This window comes from Sulfitobacter aestuarii, from assembly GCF_042685005.1.
In the GTDB taxonomy this organism is placed as follows: Bacteria; Pseudomonadota; Alphaproteobacteria; order Rhodobacterales; family Rhodobacteraceae; genus Sulfitobacter; species Sulfitobacter aestuarii.
Window position 1 is genome coordinate 98,734 of record NZ_JBHUMP010000002.1, and the last position, 15,745, is coordinate 114,478.

Below are 15,745 nucleotides of genomic sequence, written 5' to 3' on the forward strand. Positions count from 1 at the left end.
GGGCGCCGCGGCTTTTGCAGCGCGGTCTTGCCAGAGCGATCTCAACCCCTATGCTGCGTCTGAAACCATTGGGTGCCGCAGTGCAGAATAATCCTTTCACCACGCTCGTCACCGCCGACGCGCCGATCTCCAACGACAGCCATGGCGGGCGCGCGAAATGTCTGCAGCGTCTGGTACGGCTCGACCTGCCGGTGCCGCCGACCGTGGCCCTGTCCTTTGACGCGGTGAAGCAGATCGCGAGCGGGCTGCTGCCCGATGTCGCGGCGGTGGTGCGGCAATTTCCCGAAGGGGCGCTGATGTGCGTGCGCCCGTCGAGCCAGGACCCCGATTGGGGCGGGCCCGGCGCGGTGCTCAACATCGGCATGAATGACGCGCGTTTCGCGCATTTGCGCGGGGCCATCGGCGAGGATGCGGCGGCGGCGCTCTATACCCGTTTCATCCAGGCCTATGCGATCAATGTCGCGCGGCTCGACCCGGACATGTTCGACGATGTGGATGGCGACGGGCGGGCGGCGATGAAGGCTTCGCTGCGCGCCTATGAGCGCGAGACCGAGGAGGAATTTCCGCAGGATCCGGCGACCCAGCTCGCGGCGGTGCTGCGCTCCATGGCGCGGGCCTGGAACGGCACCTCGGCGCGGCTGCTGCGCCAGGCCAAGGGCGCGCCGCTCGATGCCGGGCTCGGGCTGGTGGTGCAGCAGATGGTTTTCGGGGTCGGCGCCGGGCAATGCGGCTCCGGCGTGTTGCAGCTGGTGGACAGCGCCACCGGCGCGCCGCAGGTCACCGGGCGGTATCTGAGCCAGAGCCAGGGGCGCGATGCGCTGGCCGGGGATGCCGACACGCTTTATTTGACCAAGGATGCGCGGGGCCCCTCGCTGGAGGAGCTGGCGCCGCAGGTCTTCGCGGAATTGCGGTGTCATGCGGCACTGATGCGAAAAAAGCTGCGCGAGGAAATGCAGGTCGAGTTCGTCATCGAGGATGGCAATCTGTATATCCTTGACGGGGTGCGGGTGGTGCGCTCCTCGCGCGCGGCGGTGCGCATTGCGGTGGCGCTGGCGCAGGACGGGATTATCAGCCGCGCCGAAGCGCTGATGCGGGTGCAGCCGCGCACGTTGACCGAATTGCTGCACCGCCAGGTCGATGTCGGGGCACGGCGCGACGTGATCGGGCGGGGGATCGCTGCGAGCCCCGGTGCGGCGACCGGGCGGATCGTCTTTTCCGCTGCCGAGGCACAGGCGGGGGCGGCGCGCGGCGAGGCCTGTATTCTCGTGCGTCAGGAGACCAGCCCGGAGGATATTCGCGGCATGCATGCGGCGCGCGCCGTGCTGACCGAACGCGGCGGCATCACCAGCCACGCGGCGGTGATCGGGCGCGGCATGGGGCTGCCCTGCGTCGTCGGGGCCTCGAGCCTGAGCATCAACCTGCCCAAACAGCAGCTTACCGCGCGCGACGGGCGCAGTTTCTCGGTCGGGGACGAGATCACCGTCGATGGCACCACGGGCGACGTGCTGGCCGGGGCGCCGGCGATGCAGGAGGCGGCGCTGGACGAGACGTTCCGCACCTTGATGGACTGGGCAGAAGAGGCGGCCGACATCGGCATCCGCGCCAATGCCGACACGCCCGCGGATGCGCAGACGGCGCGCAATTTCCATGCCCACGGGATCGGCCTGTGCCGCACCGAGCACATGTTCTTCGAGCCGGGCCGGCTGACCGTGATGCGCGAGATGATCTTTGCCGAGACCGGCGAGGACCGGCGCGCGGTGCTGGAGCGGCTGCTGCCGATGCAGCGCGAGGATTTCACCGAGCTGTTCAGGATCATGCAGGGCCAGCCGGTCTGCATCCGGCTGTTCGATCCGCCGCTGCACGAGTTCCTGCCGACCGACCGGACCGGGCAGCGCGAACTGGCCGAGGCGCTGGGTCTGCCGCTCTCCAGCGTCATGCGGCGGATCTATGCGATGAGCGAATACAACCCGATGCTTGGGCTGCGCGGTGTGCGGCTCGGGGTGACGGTGCCGGAGATCTACGAGATGCAGGCCCGGGCGATCTTCGAGGCGACGGTGGAGGCGAGCCGCGACGGGGAGCCTGTGGTGCCGGAGATCATGATTCCGCTGGTTTCGGCGCGCCGCGAGGTGGAGCTGGTCAAGACCTCCGTCGATGCCATTGCCGCAGCGGTGCGCAACGAGCGGGACGCGAGCTTCAATTATCGGCTCGGCGTGATGGTCGAGACCCCGCGCGCCACCCTGCGCGCTGCCGAGATCGCGCCGCATTGCGCCTTCCTCAGTTTCGGCACCAATGACCTGACGCAGATGACCTACGGGCTCAGCCGGGATGACGCGGGGCGTTTCATGTCGACATATGTGCAACAGGGGGTCTTCGAAGAGGATCCGTTCCATGTGCTTGACGTTGACGGTGTCGGGGAATTGCTGCAGATCGCTGCCGAACGGGGCCGCAGGGCACAACCGGGGATTACATTGTCGATCTGTGGGGAGCACGGCGGCAATCCCGAATCGATTGCCTTTTGCCGGGCGGCGGGATTCGATTATGTTTCCTGCTCGCCCTTTCGCGTACCGGTTGCACGGCTGGCAGCGGCACAACTGGCCATTTCGGACCAGATCGGCCTAAAGCCCTTGTAAGCATCGCAATATGTTGTAATGGTGCGCGTCATTCCGCGTAAAACCCGGGCTCGGGTTTACGTCAGGCGTTATGTTGTTTAATCGGCCCGGAGCTGCAATAACATAACGAGGCGCGACATGCGTTTGTTCCGGAATTATCACTTGGCGCTTCTGCTCGCGCTGACCACGACATTTCCTCTGACCGCTCAAGCCAATTCCCAGAAAGCTATTGATCTGGCCCGGGTCGAAACCAACGGGCTGAAATCCGCGGGCGGCGCCCGCCTGCAACAGATGATCGCGCAACCCGCCTCGGCAAATGCGACCGAAGTGAAATTCTCCAAGGGCTGGCTTGACCAGCAGCCGCGCGCCGAAGGCGGTTCGCAGCTCAACTGCCTTGCGGAAGCGCTCTATTTCGAAGCCCGCGGCGAGACCGTCAAGGGGCAGTTCGCCGTCGCCGAGGTGATCCTCAACCGCGTCAAGAGCAAGCGCTTTCCCGGCACGCTCTGCGATGTGATCAACCAGGGGACCGGGCGCAAGTACCAGTGTCAGTTCACCTATACCTGCGATGGCCACAAGGAGATCATCGCCGAGCCCAAGGCCTTCTCTCGCGTGTCCAAGGTGGCCCGTGCCGCGATCGACGGCCAGGCTCCCAAGCTGACCGACGGGGCGACCCATTATCACACCACCGCCGTCAACCCGCGTTGGGCCAAGGTGTTCACCCGCACGACGCGGATCGGCCAGCATCTGTTCTATCGCTCCGGGGTGCGGACAGCGTCGAACTGAGGCATTTTCTGGTGCTGGTCAGTGGGGGCTGGCTTTGCTAGGAAGTGCGCAAACGGCTGAGAGTTTGGTCGTCCAAACCGAGATCAGAGGCCGATTGCCATGTCCGATGAAACCCGCCTTGCCTTCGCGCATCCTTCCGAACGGGCCGCTGCCATGGCCGGCAGCGCGCCGCTGGACCGCATCTCGCTGCGCGATCACATCGTCGAAGTGGAGATCGGTGCCTTTCAGTCCGAACGCGGGGTCACCCAGCGGATCTGCTTCAACGTGGTGGTCGAGGTCGAGCCCCTGACCGGGCCGATCGACGATGATGTGGACCGGATCCTGAGCTATGACCGGGTCACCGAGGCGATCGCCCATGAGCTCGCCGACGAGCGGCTCAACCTTCTCGAAACGCTGGCGGCGCGGATCGCCGAGCGGATCCTGCTCGAACCGCAGGCGATTCGGGTCTTCGTACGGATCGAGAAGCTCGACCGCGGCCCCGGCGCGCTTGGCGTCGAGATCGTGCGCGCCCAGGACGGCGCGCCGCCGCCCGAGGCCAATACCGCGCTCAATCCCGAGATCGTCTTTCTCGACAATGCGGCCATTGATGCTCCGCATCTGAAATCCTGGCTCGATCAGCTCGAAGCGTCGGGGCGGCCGCTGGTGCTTTGTGTCGGCGCGCCGGACCTGCCTGCGCCGCGGCTCGCCCACAAGATGGCGCAGCGCCGTATCGACCTGCTGGCGATCGAGCAGAATGCCTGGGTGCTGGCTTCCAAGGATGACCGTTGCGTCGTGGTCGAGACCCGGACCGAGCTCGACTGGGCGATGAAGAACGGCCAGACCTGCGTCTGGGCGCCGTCCAAGATCGTGCTCGATTCGGTCGAGGCACCCTCGGTGCAGCCGGGCGATGCGCTGGCGCTGGCAGCATGGTTCGCCGCGACCTTCTCGGCGCAGGAAATGCTGGTGATCGGCGCGACCCGACCCGAGGATGCCTCGGTGCCGCTGCGCATCGTCTCGCCGGATGAAGTCAAGCTTTCCCTGGGCCGATGACGCTTTACTACCGACCGCTGGTTCAAACCGGCCCGGCGATGCCACCGGGTGCTGCGCCGCTCGCCGGGGGCTGGGGCTGGTTCACCACGCTCGAAGTGCTGGAACGCGGCGGCGCGCCGCGGTTCATCGACGCCTCCGATCTGCCGACAGACGTCGCGGACCGGCTCTGCACGCCGCGTCCTGCGATTGCGGGGTTGGACCTCGCAGAGCCGCGGGTGATGGGCATTCTCAATGCCACGCCGGACAGTTTTTCCGACGGCGGTCGCCATGAACGCGCGGGCGATGCGGTAAAGGGCGGGCTGGCGATGATCGCGCAGGGCGTCGATCTGCTGGACGTGGGCGGGGAATCGACCCGGCCGGGCTCCGCCGCGGTGCCGGTCGAGGAGGAGATCGCCCGGGTCGTGCCGGTGATCGCCGGTCTGCGCGCCGCGGGGGCGGAATGTGTCATCTCCATCGACACGCGCAAGATGGCGGTGGCGCGGGTCGCCGCGCAAGCCGGGGCCGATCTGGTCAACGACGTGGCCGGTTTCGCCTTCGACCCGGCTCTGGCGCCTTTCTGCGCGGAGGCGGGTCTGCCGGTCTGCGTGATGCATGCGCAGGGAGAGCCAGAGACGATGCAGCGCGATCCGCGCTATGATGACGTCGTGCTCGATGTCTATGATCATCTTGCGGAGCGGATCGCAGCGCTTGAGGCCGCGGGAATCGACCGCGCGCGGATCATCGCCGATCCCGGCATCGGCTTCGGCAAGACCCAGGCCCATAACCTCGCATTGCTCGGGCGTCTGGGCCTGTTCCATGGGCTAGGCGTGCCGCTGCTGCTCGGTGCCTCGCGCAAGCGGTTCATCGGCACCATCGGCGGGGCGCCAGAAGCGCGCGACCGTGGCCCCGGTTCCATCGGTGTGGCGCTGGCCGGGCTGGCGCAAGGCGTGCAGTTTCTGCGCGTGCATGACGTGGGTGAAACGATACAGGCAATCAAGCTGTGGCGTGCGGCCATGGCAGGGAGTATTTCATGAGCAAGTTATTTGGTACCGACGGGGTGCGTGGCACCGCGAATATCTATCCGATGACCGCCGAGATGGCGTTGCGCATCGGCGCCGCCGTGGGGCGGTATTTCAGCCGGGAGGGCTCGGGCGTGCACCGGGTGGTGATCGGCAAGGACACGCGGCTGTCGGGCTATATGTTCGAGAATGCGCTGACCGCCGGTCTGACCAGTACCGGGATGAACGTGCTGCTGCTCGGTCCCGTGCCGACACCGGCTGTGGGGCTCTTGACGCGTTCGATGCGCGCCGATCTCGGTGTGATGATCTCCGCCAGCCACAACCCGGCGGATGACAACGGGATCAAGTTCTTCGGGCCTGATGGTTTCAAGCTTTCCGACCGGGTCGAGGCCGAGATCGAAGCGCTCGTCGCCGAGGGGGTGGCGCCGACCAGCGCCGCCACGATCGGGCGGGCCAAGCGGATCGATGACGGGCGGTTTCGCTATGTCGAACGGGTAAAATCTTCCTTCCCGCGGCAGATGCGGCTCGACGGGCTGAAGGTGGTGATCGACTGCGCCAATGGTGCTGCGCACCGGGTGGCGCCGGAGACGCTCTGGGAGCTGGGCGCCGAGGTGATCCCGGTCGGGGTGAGCCCTGACGGGCTCAACATCAACCGCGATTGCGGCTCGACCCATCCGCGGGCCGCGGCCGAGACGGTGGTGGCGCATGGCGCCGACGTGGGGATCTGTCTGGATGGTGACGCGGACCGGGTGATCCTGCTCGACGAGAACGGCAGGGTCGGGGACGGCGATCAGTTCATGGCGCTGATGGCGGCGCGCTGGGCTGAGGAGGAGCGGCTGGCGGGCAAGGCGCTGGTGGCCACGGTAATGAGCAATCTCGGGCTGGAGCATTTCCTCGAAAGCCGTGGCCTGCGGCTGGAACGTACGGCGGTGGGGGATCGCTACGTGGTCGAGCGGATGCGCGCGGAAGGCTATAACCTTGGCGGGGAGCAATCGGGGCATATCGTGATGAGCGATTATGCCACGACCGGCGACGGGTTGATGGCCGGGCTGCAGTTCCTCGCCGAGATGGTACGCTCCGGGCGGCCGTCCTCGGAGCTGCTGCACCAGTTCGACCCGGTGCCGCAATTGCTCAAGAACGTGCGATTCGCCAGTGGGCAGGTGCCGCTGGAGGATGCGCAGGTACAGGCCGCAATCCGCCAGGCGGAGGCCGATCTTGCCTCCGGCGGTCGGCTGCTGATCCGCAAGTCCGGCACCGAGCCGTTGGTGCGGGTCATGGCCGAGCATGAGGATGCGGCCCTGATGGAACGCGCGGTGAATGACGTTTGCGCGGCGGTGGATGCGGCGGTCGCGGCGCCCTGACGCGGGGGTGGCATCCGGGTTTGAGCTCGGATGCCTCCGGCGGAGATATCTCGGGTCAGAAGAAGCCGCGCCCTGGCATATGCCCTATCCGGCCGGGCGGCGTCGGCGGCGGGCGAAGAGGCGGCGCAGGGCGCCGAACTGGCTGGTGGCGACGCCGAGCAGGATCAGCGCCATGGCCCAGATCAGCGAGGGCGGCAGCGGTTCGCCGAGCAGCAGCGCGCCGAGCAGGACCGACCAGACCGGTACCTGGTAATTGACCAGGCTCATGAAAACCGGCCCGGCGCTGCGCACCACCAGCACGCGCAGGAAATTGGCCGCCGCCGTCGGGATGAGGCCGAGGAAGGCCAGCACCAGCAGGATCTTCGGGGAGGGCAGCGGCGGCGAGCCTTCGACGGCCAGGGCCAGCGGCACGCTCAGGCAGGCACCGACGATCAGCACGATCGTGGAAAGGCCGATCGGGTCGATCCGGGGCAGGCGGCGCATCAGGATGGAGCCGATCGCATAGCAGGTTGCGGCGGCGACACAGGCCAGTCGGCCGGGTGTGTCATGCAGGGTGCCGGTGCTTTCGAAGGCCTGACCGCCGATCAGCATCACCACGCCGCAGAATCCGATCAGGAAGCCGATGCCGCGGCGCAGGGTCAGGCGTTCGCCGGGGACCAGAAAATGCGCCAGCGGCAGGATGATCAGCGCCACCGAGGCCATCGAGACCCCGGCAAAGCCGGATGTGACATATTGCTGGCCCCAGGCCAGCAGCGCGAAGGGCAGGGTGGTGCTGATCGTGCCGATGCTCAGCAGGGCCGCCACATCGCCCTTGCCGGGACGCGACTCGAACAGCGGCAGCCCACGCGCGCTCCAGATTGCCAGCATCACCACAGCGGCGAATCCAATGCGCGCGGCGGCGAGCCAGAACGGGGTGATGCCGGTCAGCGCGACTTCGGTGACCAGAAAGGTGCCGCCCCAGGTGAAGCCGAGCAGGGCGATCATCAGCCAGCTTTTCGCGGTGATCCGTGGTCTGCCGCCCATAACATGTCCTTTTCAGCGAAAAGACCCCGGCACAGGGCCGGGGTCAATCAGGATCGCTCCGCAAACAGGTCGGAGCCTATGTTTTGCGAGGCCTCAGTTCTTGGCCTTGTCGACCATCTTGCCTGCGGAGATCCAGGGCATCATTTCGCGCAGCTTGGCACCGACCTGTTCGATCTGGTGCTCGTCGTTCATCCGGCGGGTGCCTTTGAAGAACGGCTGGCCGACGGCGTTTTCCTGCATGAAATCACGCACGAACTTGCCGGTCTGGATGTCGGTCAGGATGTCCTTCATGCGCTTCTTGGTCTCGTCATAGGGCAGTACGCGCGGACCGGATACATATTCGCCGTATTCCGCGGTGTTGGAGATCGAGTAGTTCATGTTGGCGATGCCGCCTTCGTAGATCAGGTCGACGATCAGCTTCACCTCGTGGAGACATTCGAAATAGGCCATCTCCGGCGCATAGCCCGCTTCGACCAGCGTTTCGAAACCGGCGCGGATCAGCTCGACCAGACCGCCGCAGAGAACCGCCTGCTCGCCGAAGAGGTCGGTTTCGCATTCTTCGCGGAAGTTGGTCTCGATGATGCCGGAGCGGCCGCCGCCGATGGCGGAGCAATAGGAGAGGCCGATTTCCAGCGCCTTGCCGGAGGCGTCGCGGTCCACCGCGACGAGGCAGGGCACGCCGCCACCCTTGGTGTATTCGCCGCGCACCGTGTGGCCAGGGCCCTTGGGTGCCATCATGATGACGTCGACGCCTTCTTTCGGCTCGATCAGGCCGAAGTGGACGTTCAGACCGTGGGCGAATGCGATGGCGGCGCCTTCGCGGATGTTGTCATGCACGTATTTCTTGTAGGTCTCGGCCTGAAGTTCATCGGGCATGGTGAACATGATCAGGTCGGCCCAGGCCGCTGCTTCGGCGATGCCCATGACCTTGAGACCTTCGCCTTCGGCCTTGGCGGCGGAGGCGGAACCTTCGCGCAGGGCCACGACGAGGTTCTTGGCACCGGAATCGCGCAGGTTGAGTGCATGGGCATGGCCCTGGCTGCCATAGCCGAGGATCGCGACCTTCTTGTCCTTGATCAGGTTCACGTCGCAGTCACGGTCGTAATAAACGCGCATTGGGGCGTCCTTTCTTGCTTGAGGCTGTCTTGGGAGGCACCTTAACGGCTGTCTTGCGGTTTGACAGGGTTGGATTTGGAGTATTTGCGGCATAGAGAAGAAGGATCATTCGCAATATTGTCGGGAGATGATAAAATCATGCTTGATGATGCGGATCGCCGGATCCTGCGCTATTGGCAGGCGGAGCCGAGTCTGACCCCCGGTGATCTGGCCGAGCGCTGCGGCATGACACCGGGCAAGGTAGCGCGGCGGATCGCGCGGCTGCAGGATCAGGGGATCCTGCGCGGGATCGGCGCGGTGATCGACTGGAGGGCGCTGGGGTATGCGGTGGAAGTGTCCCTGCGGATCACGCTCGACAAGACCCAGTCCAATGCCTTTGACATGTTCATGGCCGAGGCGCGCAAGGTGCCGGAAGTGATCGAGATGCAGACTTTCCTGGGGCGGGTCGATCTGCGGCTCTCGGTGATCGCGCGGGACATGGCGCATTATCAGGAGATCTATCGCGCGAGGATCCTGACGCTGCCGCATATCGCCGATATCGAACCGCTGATGCATCTGGGGCGGATCAAGAGTGACGAGGTGCTGCCGCTATGATCGAGCTGGATGATATCGACCGGGGGCTGATCCGGGCGTTGGCGCGGGACGCGGCGCAATCGGCCAGTGCCTTGGGGCGGCGGTTCGATCTGTCCCAGCCCGCCACCTGGCGCCGGATCCGGCGGCTCGAGCAGGCCGGGGTGATCCGGGGACGGCAGCTGCGGCTGGATGCGGAGAAGCTCGGTTTTGGGGTGACGGTGTTTCTCGGGGTGAAGCTGGCGCTGAAGGGCCGGGTGAGCCTGGAGGATTTCGAGCGCGCGGTGGTGGCGATTCCGGAGGTGCAGAGTGTCGAGCATATTCTCGGGCTCTATGATTACCGGCTGCGGGTGGTGGCGCGCGATGTGGCGGATTTCGAGCGGGTTCTGCGGCGGCGGATCATGACGCTGCCGGGGGCGGGCGAGGTCGAGGCCAATGTGCTGCTCAGCGAAGAGCGCCTGCCGGGACCGCTTTAGCCGATCACGGGTTGCGCCGCGTCGGGGGATTGGCTGATATGGCGCCAACCTTAATTTGCCGGAGCAGAAGAGATGAGCAAGGTCGATCCCGATGGGCTGATGGAATTTTCGGTGGTGTTCACCGATCGGTCGCTGAACCACATGTCGCAGAGTTTCCAGCAGGTGATGCGCGACATTTCCGGGCTGTTGAAAGAGGTCTATAATGCCGAGGCGGTGGCACTGGTGCCCGGCGGCGGCACCTATGGCATGGAAGCCGTGGCGCGGCAGTTCGCGCGCAATGGCGATGTGCTGGTGGTGCGCAATGGCTGGTTCTCCTATCGCTGGAGCCAGATCATCGAGACCGGCGGGCTGACCAAATCCGCGCAGGTGATGAAGGCGCGTCCCGAGGGCAACGGCAGCCCGGCGCCCTTTGCGCCCGCGCCGATCGAGGAGGTCGTGGCGGCGATTCGCGAGCAGCAGCCCGACGTGGTCTTTGCCCCGCATGTAGAGACCAGCGCCGGGGTGATCCTGCCCGATGACTACATCGCCGAGATGGCGACGGCGGCGCGTGACGTCGGCGCGCTGATGGTGCTGGATTGCATCGCCTCGGGCTGTGCCTGGATCGACATGAAGGCGCTCGGTGTCGATGTGCTGATCTCGGCGCCGCAGAAGGGTTGGAGCGCCTCGCCCTCTGCCGGGCTGGTGATGCTGTCGGAACGCGCCGAGGCGCGGCTGGCGGAAACCCAGTCGGATTCCTTCTCGATGGATCTCGGCAAGTGGCGCGCGATCATGAAAGCCTATGAAGATGGCGGTCATGCCTATCATGCAACCATGCCGACCGACGCGCTGCGCGGCTTCCGCGATACCATGCTGGAGACCAAGGAATACGGCTTTGCGCGGTTGAAAGAGGCGCAGTGGCGTCTGGGCGATGGTGTGCGGCAGATGTTGAAGGCCAAGGGCGTGACCTCGGTCGCCGCCGAAGGGTTCGGCGCGCCGGGCGTGGTGGTCAGCTATACCAGCGATCCTGACGTGAAGAGTGGCAAGGCCTTCGCGGCCCATGGGATGCAGATTGCTGCCGGTGTACCGCTGCAGGTCGGCGAGCCGGATAATTTCAGCACCTTCCGGCTCGGGCTCTTCGGGCTCGACAAGCTTTATGATGTGGACGCGACCCTGGCGCGGCTGAAATCGGTGCTCGACAAGGTGCTTTGAGCTCCATCGGGCGGGCCGCGGGAAGCCGCGGCCCGTTCAGCGGGTGCCGAGGCCCATCTGCATCAGCATCTTGCGCAGCGGCGTGAGCCGGTGCAGCGCGTTGAGCCCCATCGCGCGGGCGTCGCGGGCCAGGGGCGAACTGGCCTGGCTGGCGCGGTTCAGCAGGTCGATGCCGCGCACCCGCATCAGGATATCGGGGTGGCGAGCCTTGTGATAGGCGTCGAGCATCACCGCATCGCCCATGCTGTCGCGGTTGTCCCGCGCCAGATCGCGCAGGGTTGCGAGATCGCTGAGGCTCATGTTCAGCCCCTGCGCGCCGATGGGCGGCACAACATGGGCGGCTTCGGCGATCAGCGCCAGACGTTCGCCCGAGAGCCGCTCGGCGTGCTGGCCGATGATCGGCCAGAGGGCGCGGCGGCTGGCCAAGGTCAGCGGTCCGTAGAGGTGGCAGCTGCGCGCGCTCATTTCGGCTTCGAAAGCTTCTGTATCCAGCGTCAGCCGGGCCTGGCTTGCCGGACCGGCATCCATCCAGACCACCGCCGAGCAGGGCAGCCCGTCACGGTCGGGCAGCGGCACCAGGGTGAAGGGGCCGCCGCAGCGGTGGATCTCGGTCGAGACATTGTCATGCGGCACCGGGTGGGTCACGGCGAAGGCCAGCGCCTTCTGGCCGTAGCGCCGTGTGGTCACCCCGATCCCGGCGGCCTGGCGCATCGGGCTGTCGCGGCCGTCGGCGGCAATCACCAGTTTCGCCTGCAGGCGGCTGCCGTCGCTCAGCCCGACGCGCGCCATGGCGCTGCGGGTGAACAGGCTGGTGCTGGCCATGCCGGGGCGGAAATCGACATTGGGCAATGTGGCGAGCCGGGCCAGCAATTCGCGGCGCAGCAGCCAGTTCGGGAAATTCCAGCCGAAGGGGTGCTCGGAGATATCGGCGGCGTCGAATTCTCGCAGGGTGCGCGGGCCTGCCTCCTCGCTGCCGACATCGACGATGCGCATGATCTGCAGCGGCGCGGCATGGGGGGCGAGGCGCTCCCAGAGTCCGGCCTCCTCCAGAAGCGCGCGCGCCGGTTGCAGCAGCGCGGTCGAGCGCATGTCGGCGCCGGTCGCCGTGGCATCGGTGACCGGCGCGGTCGGGTCGAGACAGATCACCGAGAAACCGGCGCTGCCGAAGACCGCCGCCGCGGTCAGCCCGGCGATGCCGCCGCCGGAGATCAGGATATCGCAATCATATGTCATGGCGGGGATCTAGGGCAGGAGCCGGGCAAGGAAACCGCCCAGGTCATCGGTGTGATATTGCACATGCGCGCCGGGATCGCGCAGCGCCGCCACATGGACGGTACGCATGCCCATGGCATGGGGCGCGGCGAGGTTGCGTGGATCGTCCTCGAACATCGCACCGACCAGGGGGTCGAGCCCGTCGGCACCGAACACCCTGTCAAAGGCGGCCTGCTCGGGCTTGGGCAGGAAACCGGCATGTTCGACGCCATAGACGGCATCGAAGAGGTTGGACAGACCGCGCGCCGCCAGCACCCTTTCGGCATAGGGCGCGCAGCCGTTGGTATAGACGATCCGCCGCCCCGGCAGGGCGCGGAGCCGCGCGGCAAGTTCGGGGTCCGGGGTCAGGCTGTCCATGGAGATGTCGTGGACATGATCGAGATACGGGCCGGGATCGACGCCATGCTCGCGCATCAGCCCCGCCAGCGTGGTGCCGTAGCTTTGCCAGTAGTGGCTGCGCAGGCGGTCGGCCTCGGCGCGCTCGACCTTCAATGTATCCATCACCCAAGCGGTCATCCGCACCTCGATCAGATCGAAGAGTCGCGCGCTCGGCGGATAGAGCGTGTTGTCGAGGTCAAAGACCCAGGAACGGACGTGGGAGAAGGCATCGCGTGGCATGACACCTAGCTAGGGCCAACACGCGACGCGTGCAAGGTCGTGGGCTTGCGCAAATGGACGCGGGCAGTAAGGTGGCGCGAGTTAAGGGAAGAGAACGCATGACCACCACAAAATCCGGCACGACCGATGCCTATACGCTGATTCTGGAAGCCATCGACGTCGGTATCTATCGTCCCGGTGACCGGCTGGTGGAAAGCGAGCTGGCCGAGCGTTTCGGCGTGTCCCGCACCCCGGTGCGCGAAGCGTTGCAGCGGCTCGAGACGCAATCGCTGCTGAGCCGCGACGGCCGCAGCCTGATCGTCGCCTCGCTCGATCACAACCAGATGGCCGAGCTCTATGTGGTGCGCGGCGCGCTGGAGGGGCTGGCGGCGCGGCTGGCGGCGCGTCATGCCACTGCCGAGGAGGTGCGGGTGCTGCGCGAGATGGTCGAGATGGACAATGAGCTGGCCGACAATCCGGCAGCCCTGTCCCGTGCCAACCGGCGGTTTCACAAGCAGATCCACCTCGCCTCGCACAACCGCTACCTGGTGCAGCAGCTCGACCTCGTGCATCGGTCGATGGCGCTGATGGCGACGACCTCGCTGGCGGTAGAGGGACGTGGGCCGATCGCGCAGGCCGAGCATGACCAAATCGTGCGGATGATCGAGGCGCGCGACGAGGCCGGGGCGGATGAGGCGCTGCGTACACATATCTCGGTCGCCTTCATGACGCGGCTGAAACAGGAAGCGGCGGAGCGCGAGGCGGAAGAGCAGGAAAAGCAGTATTGATCCGGGTCTGTCGGCGGATCAGCGGGTTTCCTTGCTGATGCCGTGTTCGGTCTTGTCCCAGTAGAACGGGCAGGTGACGAATTCCTGCAGCGCCTTGAGTGCTGCCAACGCGCCGAGCAGGAAATAGAACGGCAGGGTGAAGACCCAGCCGAGCAGGTGCGGACGTCCGAGCCGGGTCAACGCGCACAGGGACAGGCTCAGGTTCAGCACCTCGGCGGCGAGAAAGAACCCGGCCATCGCCCACATCGCCTCGTTGCCCAGTGTCTGCGCCACCGGATGGGCGATGCCGAACAGGGTCAGCCAGAAGGACCAGAGCAGCGGTGCGCAGGTGAATTGCGAGAAGGTCGCCAGCAGCAGCGTCTGCACGCCCAGAAAGCGCAGCGGCCCGAGATCTGCCCATAACCGGCGCGGCGCGCGCATATGGACGCACCAGGTGATCAGGAAGCCCTTGAGCCAGCGCGACCGCTGACGCACCCAGGGCCAGGCCCGGCAATTGGCTTCCTCATAGGTTACCGTGTCGATCAGCTCGGTGACGTAGCCCTGCCGTGCCAGGCGGATGCCGAGATCGGCATCCTCCGTGACGTTATGCGCATCCCAGCCGCCGAGGCTTTCGAGGATCGCGCGGCGAAAGAACAATGTCGTCCCGCCGAGCGGCAGGACCAGGCCGAGCCGCGCGACGCCGGGCAGGATCATCCGCCACCAGGTCGCGTATTCGATGGTGAAACAGCGCGACATCCAGTTGCTCGTGCAATTGTAGTAATCGAGCGCGCCCTGCAGGCAGGCGACATGGGGCGGTGCCTGCTGGAACCGGGAGACGACCTTTTCGATCTGGTCGTGCTCCGGCGCGTCCTCTGCATCCCAGACCCCGACGATGCTGCCGCGGCAGAAATCGAGCGCGTAGTTCAGCGCGCGGGGCTTGGTGGTCAGCCGGTTGGCTTCCGGCACTTCGATGACGCTGATCCAGTCGGGCAGGGCGGTGCGCGCCAGCGTCTGCCGGGTGATCGCATCGCCCGCTTCCAGCACCAGCACCACGTCGAGAAGAGACTTGGGATAGGTCAGCCGGGCAAGCCGCGCCACCAGCGCATCGGCGATGTCCTCTTCCTTCAGCAAGGGTACGAGGACCGAGACCCGGGGCAGGCGGAACGGCGTGCAGACCGCGGGCGGCGAGATCTGCGGCAACGGGCGCAGCGCGCCTGCGCGCAGCTGCGAGACCAGCGCGGCGGCTTTCAGCGCCGTGGTCATCAACAGGGTCGCGAAGGCCCAGAGCATGGCGAGGGTCAGGCTCCAAAGCGGCGCCAGCAGGAGCGCCATTGCGAGAGCGGCAAGCATGATGAGGCCGCCGGACAATCGGCGTTTCGAGGCGATGTCCCAGCCGCGGCAACTGGCCTCGGCAGGGACCCGCAGGGCAGCGCGGCAGGCCAGTTCCTGACCATAGAGGCGGCTGATCTCTGCGCCGATCTGGCTGTCCTCGGCAATGACGGGATAGATCCGCCCCGGATCGGCTCCGAGGGAGGTGCGCAGCTGCGCGATGAGATCGGGGCGGCTGGTGGCGACGAGGAGCATCTCGCCGATGCGCAGCCAGGGCACCAGTCGCAGGCGCAGGCAGAGATCGACCGGGATCAGTCGGGCGATGTCGCGCGGCGGCGGGCTGCGCGCAAGATCGACGAGCTGTGCGCAATGCTGGCGCGACAGGACGCCGAGCATTTCGGGACGCGACAGCAGGCCCTGTCCGACGAGGATTTCCCCGAGCGGCGCGTCGATGCGGCTTTGCTGGGTGAGCGCATGATCGAGGTCGGCCGGGCGGATCAGCCCTTCGGCGAGCAGCCAGTCGCCGAACCTGCGATGCGGCGGAGGCGGCGTCGCGGCGCGGGCCCTGTCGATCTGCAAGGAGAGATTGCTCATGATGCGCCACGTTCTGTTGTGCGATTGCGAACA

General features: G+C 66.3%; 14 protein-coding genes. 9 read left to right on the plus strand and 5 right to left on the minus strand.

The genetic code is table 11. The annotated features are described in order from the left end of the window. Positions 1–50 precede the first annotated feature (50 nt). The 5 genes from ppdK (at position 51) to glmM (ending at position 6,780) form a co-directional block, all read left to right on the plus strand. The gene (gene ppdK / locus ACFSUD_RS02820) at positions 51–2,630 is read left to right on the plus strand and encodes a pyruvate, phosphate dikinase (RefSeq protein WP_386371271.1); all 2,580 of its coding nucleotides are present in this window, start codon (positions 51–53) and stop codon (positions 2,628–2,630) included. 117 nt (positions 2,631–2,747) lie between these two features. After that, positions 2,748–3,392, plus strand: a complete 645-nt coding sequence (locus ACFSUD_RS02825) for a cell wall hydrolase (RefSeq protein ID WP_386371273.1) — start codon at positions 2,748–2,750, stop codon at positions 3,390–3,392. 99 nt (positions 3,393–3,491) lie between these two features. Beyond that, positions 3,492–4,421, plus strand: a complete 930-nt coding sequence (locus ACFSUD_RS02830) for a dihydroneopterin aldolase (RefSeq protein ID WP_386371275.1) — start codon at positions 3,492–3,494, stop codon at positions 4,419–4,421. After that, positions 4,418–5,434, plus strand: coding sequence for a dihydropteroate synthase (folP, locus tag ACFSUD_RS02835; RefSeq protein WP_386371276.1), 1,017 nt, complete (start codon positions 4,418–4,420; stop codon positions 5,432–5,434). The genes ACFSUD_RS02830 and folP overlap by 4 nt, the downstream gene beginning before the upstream one ends. Further along, positions 5,431–6,780, plus strand: a complete 1,350-nt coding sequence (gene glmM, locus ACFSUD_RS02840) for a phosphoglucosamine mutase (RefSeq protein WP_386371278.1) — start codon at positions 5,431–5,433, stop codon at positions 6,778–6,780. The genes folP and glmM overlap by 4 nt, the downstream gene beginning before the upstream one ends. Before the next feature lie 84 nt (positions 6,781–6,864). Here glmM and ACFSUD_RS02845 read toward each other — a convergent pair whose 3' ends face one another. Both ACFSUD_RS02845 and ilvC read right to left on the minus strand, forming a co-directional pair. Beyond that, positions 6,865–7,803, minus strand: a complete 939-nt coding sequence (locus tag ACFSUD_RS02845) for a DMT family transporter (protein ID WP_386371280.1) — start codon at positions 7,801–7,803, stop codon at positions 6,865–6,867. A gap of 93 nt (positions 7,804–7,896) precedes the next feature. Beyond that, positions 7,897–8,919, minus strand: coding sequence for a ketol-acid reductoisomerase (gene ilvC / locus ACFSUD_RS02850; RefSeq protein ID WP_386371282.1), 1,023 nt, complete (start codon positions 8,917–8,919; stop codon positions 7,897–7,899). 138 nt (positions 8,920–9,057) lie between these two features. On the opposite strand from ilvC, the gene ACFSUD_RS02855 reads away from it, so the two are divergent. The 3 genes from ACFSUD_RS02855 (at position 9,058) to ACFSUD_RS02865 (ending at position 11,153) form a co-directional block, all read left to right on the plus strand. Beyond that, positions 9,058–9,513: an Lrp/AsnC family transcriptional regulator gene (locus ACFSUD_RS02855; protein WP_386371284.1), complete on the plus strand. Its 456-nt coding sequence runs from the start codon at positions 9,058–9,060 to the stop codon at positions 9,511–9,513. After that, a complete protein-coding gene (locus tag ACFSUD_RS02860; protein WP_386371286.1) occupies positions 9,510–9,965 on the plus strand; it encodes an Lrp/AsnC family transcriptional regulator in 456 nt (151 codons plus the stop codon). Before ACFSUD_RS02855 ends, ACFSUD_RS02860 begins: the two co-directional genes overlap by 4 nt. Positions 9,966–10,037: 72 nt before the next feature. After that, entirely contained in the window at positions 10,038–11,153 is a 1,116-nt protein-coding gene (locus tag ACFSUD_RS02865; protein ID WP_386371287.1) for an aminotransferase class V-fold PLP-dependent enzyme, read from the plus strand. Positions 11,154–11,189: 36 nt separating this feature from the next. Here ACFSUD_RS02865 and ACFSUD_RS02870 read toward each other — a convergent pair whose 3' ends face one another. Both ACFSUD_RS02870 and ACFSUD_RS02875 read right to left on the minus strand, forming a co-directional pair. Continuing rightward, the gene (locus tag ACFSUD_RS02870; RefSeq protein WP_386371289.1) at positions 11,190–12,386 is read right to left on the minus strand and encodes a UbiH/UbiF family hydroxylase; all 1,197 of its coding nucleotides are present in this window, start codon (positions 12,384–12,386) and stop codon (positions 11,190–11,192) included. A 9-nt stretch (positions 12,387–12,395) separates the two neighbouring features. Next, positions 12,396–13,043, minus strand: a complete 648-nt coding sequence (locus ACFSUD_RS02875; RefSeq protein WP_386371290.1) for a pyrimidine 5'-nucleotidase — start codon at positions 13,041–13,043, stop codon at positions 12,396–12,398. Between the two features lie 98 nt (positions 13,044–13,141). On the opposite strand from ACFSUD_RS02875, the gene ACFSUD_RS02880 reads away from it, so the two are divergent. Continuing rightward, positions 13,142–13,810: a GntR family transcriptional regulator gene (locus ACFSUD_RS02880; RefSeq protein ID WP_386371292.1), complete on the plus strand. Its 669-nt coding sequence runs from the start codon at positions 13,142–13,144 to the stop codon at positions 13,808–13,810. An 18-nt stretch (positions 13,811–13,828) separates the two neighbouring features. On the opposite strand, the gene ACFSUD_RS02885 is transcribed toward ACFSUD_RS02880, so the two are convergent. Continuing rightward, complete coding sequence (locus tag ACFSUD_RS02885) at positions 13,829–15,712, minus strand: glycosyltransferase family 2 protein (protein ID WP_386371294.1); 1,884 nt, start codon at positions 15,710–15,712, stop codon at positions 13,829–13,831. Positions 15,713–15,745 lie beyond the last annotated feature (33 nt).

Bases quoted from the DNA above. Each gene is read 5' to 3' on its own strand.
- ppdK (WP_386371271.1), top strand. From the start codon at position 51: ATGCTGCGTCTGAAACCATTGGGTGCCGCAGTGCAGAATAATCCTTTC.
- ACFSUD_RS02825 (WP_386371273.1), top strand. From the start codon at position 2,748: ATGCGTTTGTTCCGGAATTATCACTTGGCGCTTCTGCTCGCGCTGACC.
- ACFSUD_RS02830 (WP_386371275.1), top strand. From the start codon at position 3,492: ATGTCCGATGAAACCCGCCTTGCCTTCGCGCATCCTTCCGAACGGGCC.
- folP (WP_386371276.1), top strand. From the start codon at position 4,418: ATGACGCTTTACTACCGACCGCTGGTTCAAACCGGCCCGGCGATGCCA.
- glmM (WP_386371278.1), top strand. From the start codon at position 5,431: ATGAGCAAGTTATTTGGTACCGACGGGGTGCGTGGCACCGCGAATATC.
- ACFSUD_RS02845 (WP_386371280.1), bottom strand. From the start codon at position 7,803: ATGGGCGGCAGACCACGGATCACCGCGAAAAGCTGGCTGATGATCGCC.
- ilvC (WP_386371282.1), bottom strand. From the start codon at position 8,919: ATGCGCGTTTATTACGACCGTGACTGCGACGTGAACCTGATCAAGGAC.
- ACFSUD_RS02855 (WP_386371284.1), top strand. From the start codon at position 9,058: ATGCTTGATGATGCGGATCGCCGGATCCTGCGCTATTGGCAGGCGGAG.
- ACFSUD_RS02860 (WP_386371286.1), top strand. From the start codon at position 9,510: ATGATCGAGCTGGATGATATCGACCGGGGGCTGATCCGGGCGTTGGCG.
- ACFSUD_RS02865 (WP_386371287.1), top strand. From the start codon at position 10,038: ATGAGCAAGGTCGATCCCGATGGGCTGATGGAATTTTCGGTGGTGTTC.
- ACFSUD_RS02870 (WP_386371289.1), bottom strand. From the start codon at position 12,386: ATGACATATGATTGCGATATCCTGATCTCCGGCGGCGGCATCGCCGGG.
- ACFSUD_RS02875 (WP_386371290.1), bottom strand. From the start codon at position 13,043: ATGCCACGCGATGCCTTCTCCCACGTCCGTTCCTGGGTCTTTGACCTC.
- ACFSUD_RS02880 (WP_386371292.1), top strand. From the start codon at position 13,142: ATGACCACCACAAAATCCGGCACGACCGATGCCTATACGCTGATTCTG.
- ACFSUD_RS02885 (WP_386371294.1), bottom strand. From the start codon at position 15,712: ATGAGCAATCTCTCCTTGCAGATCGACAGGGCCCGCGCCGCGACGCCG.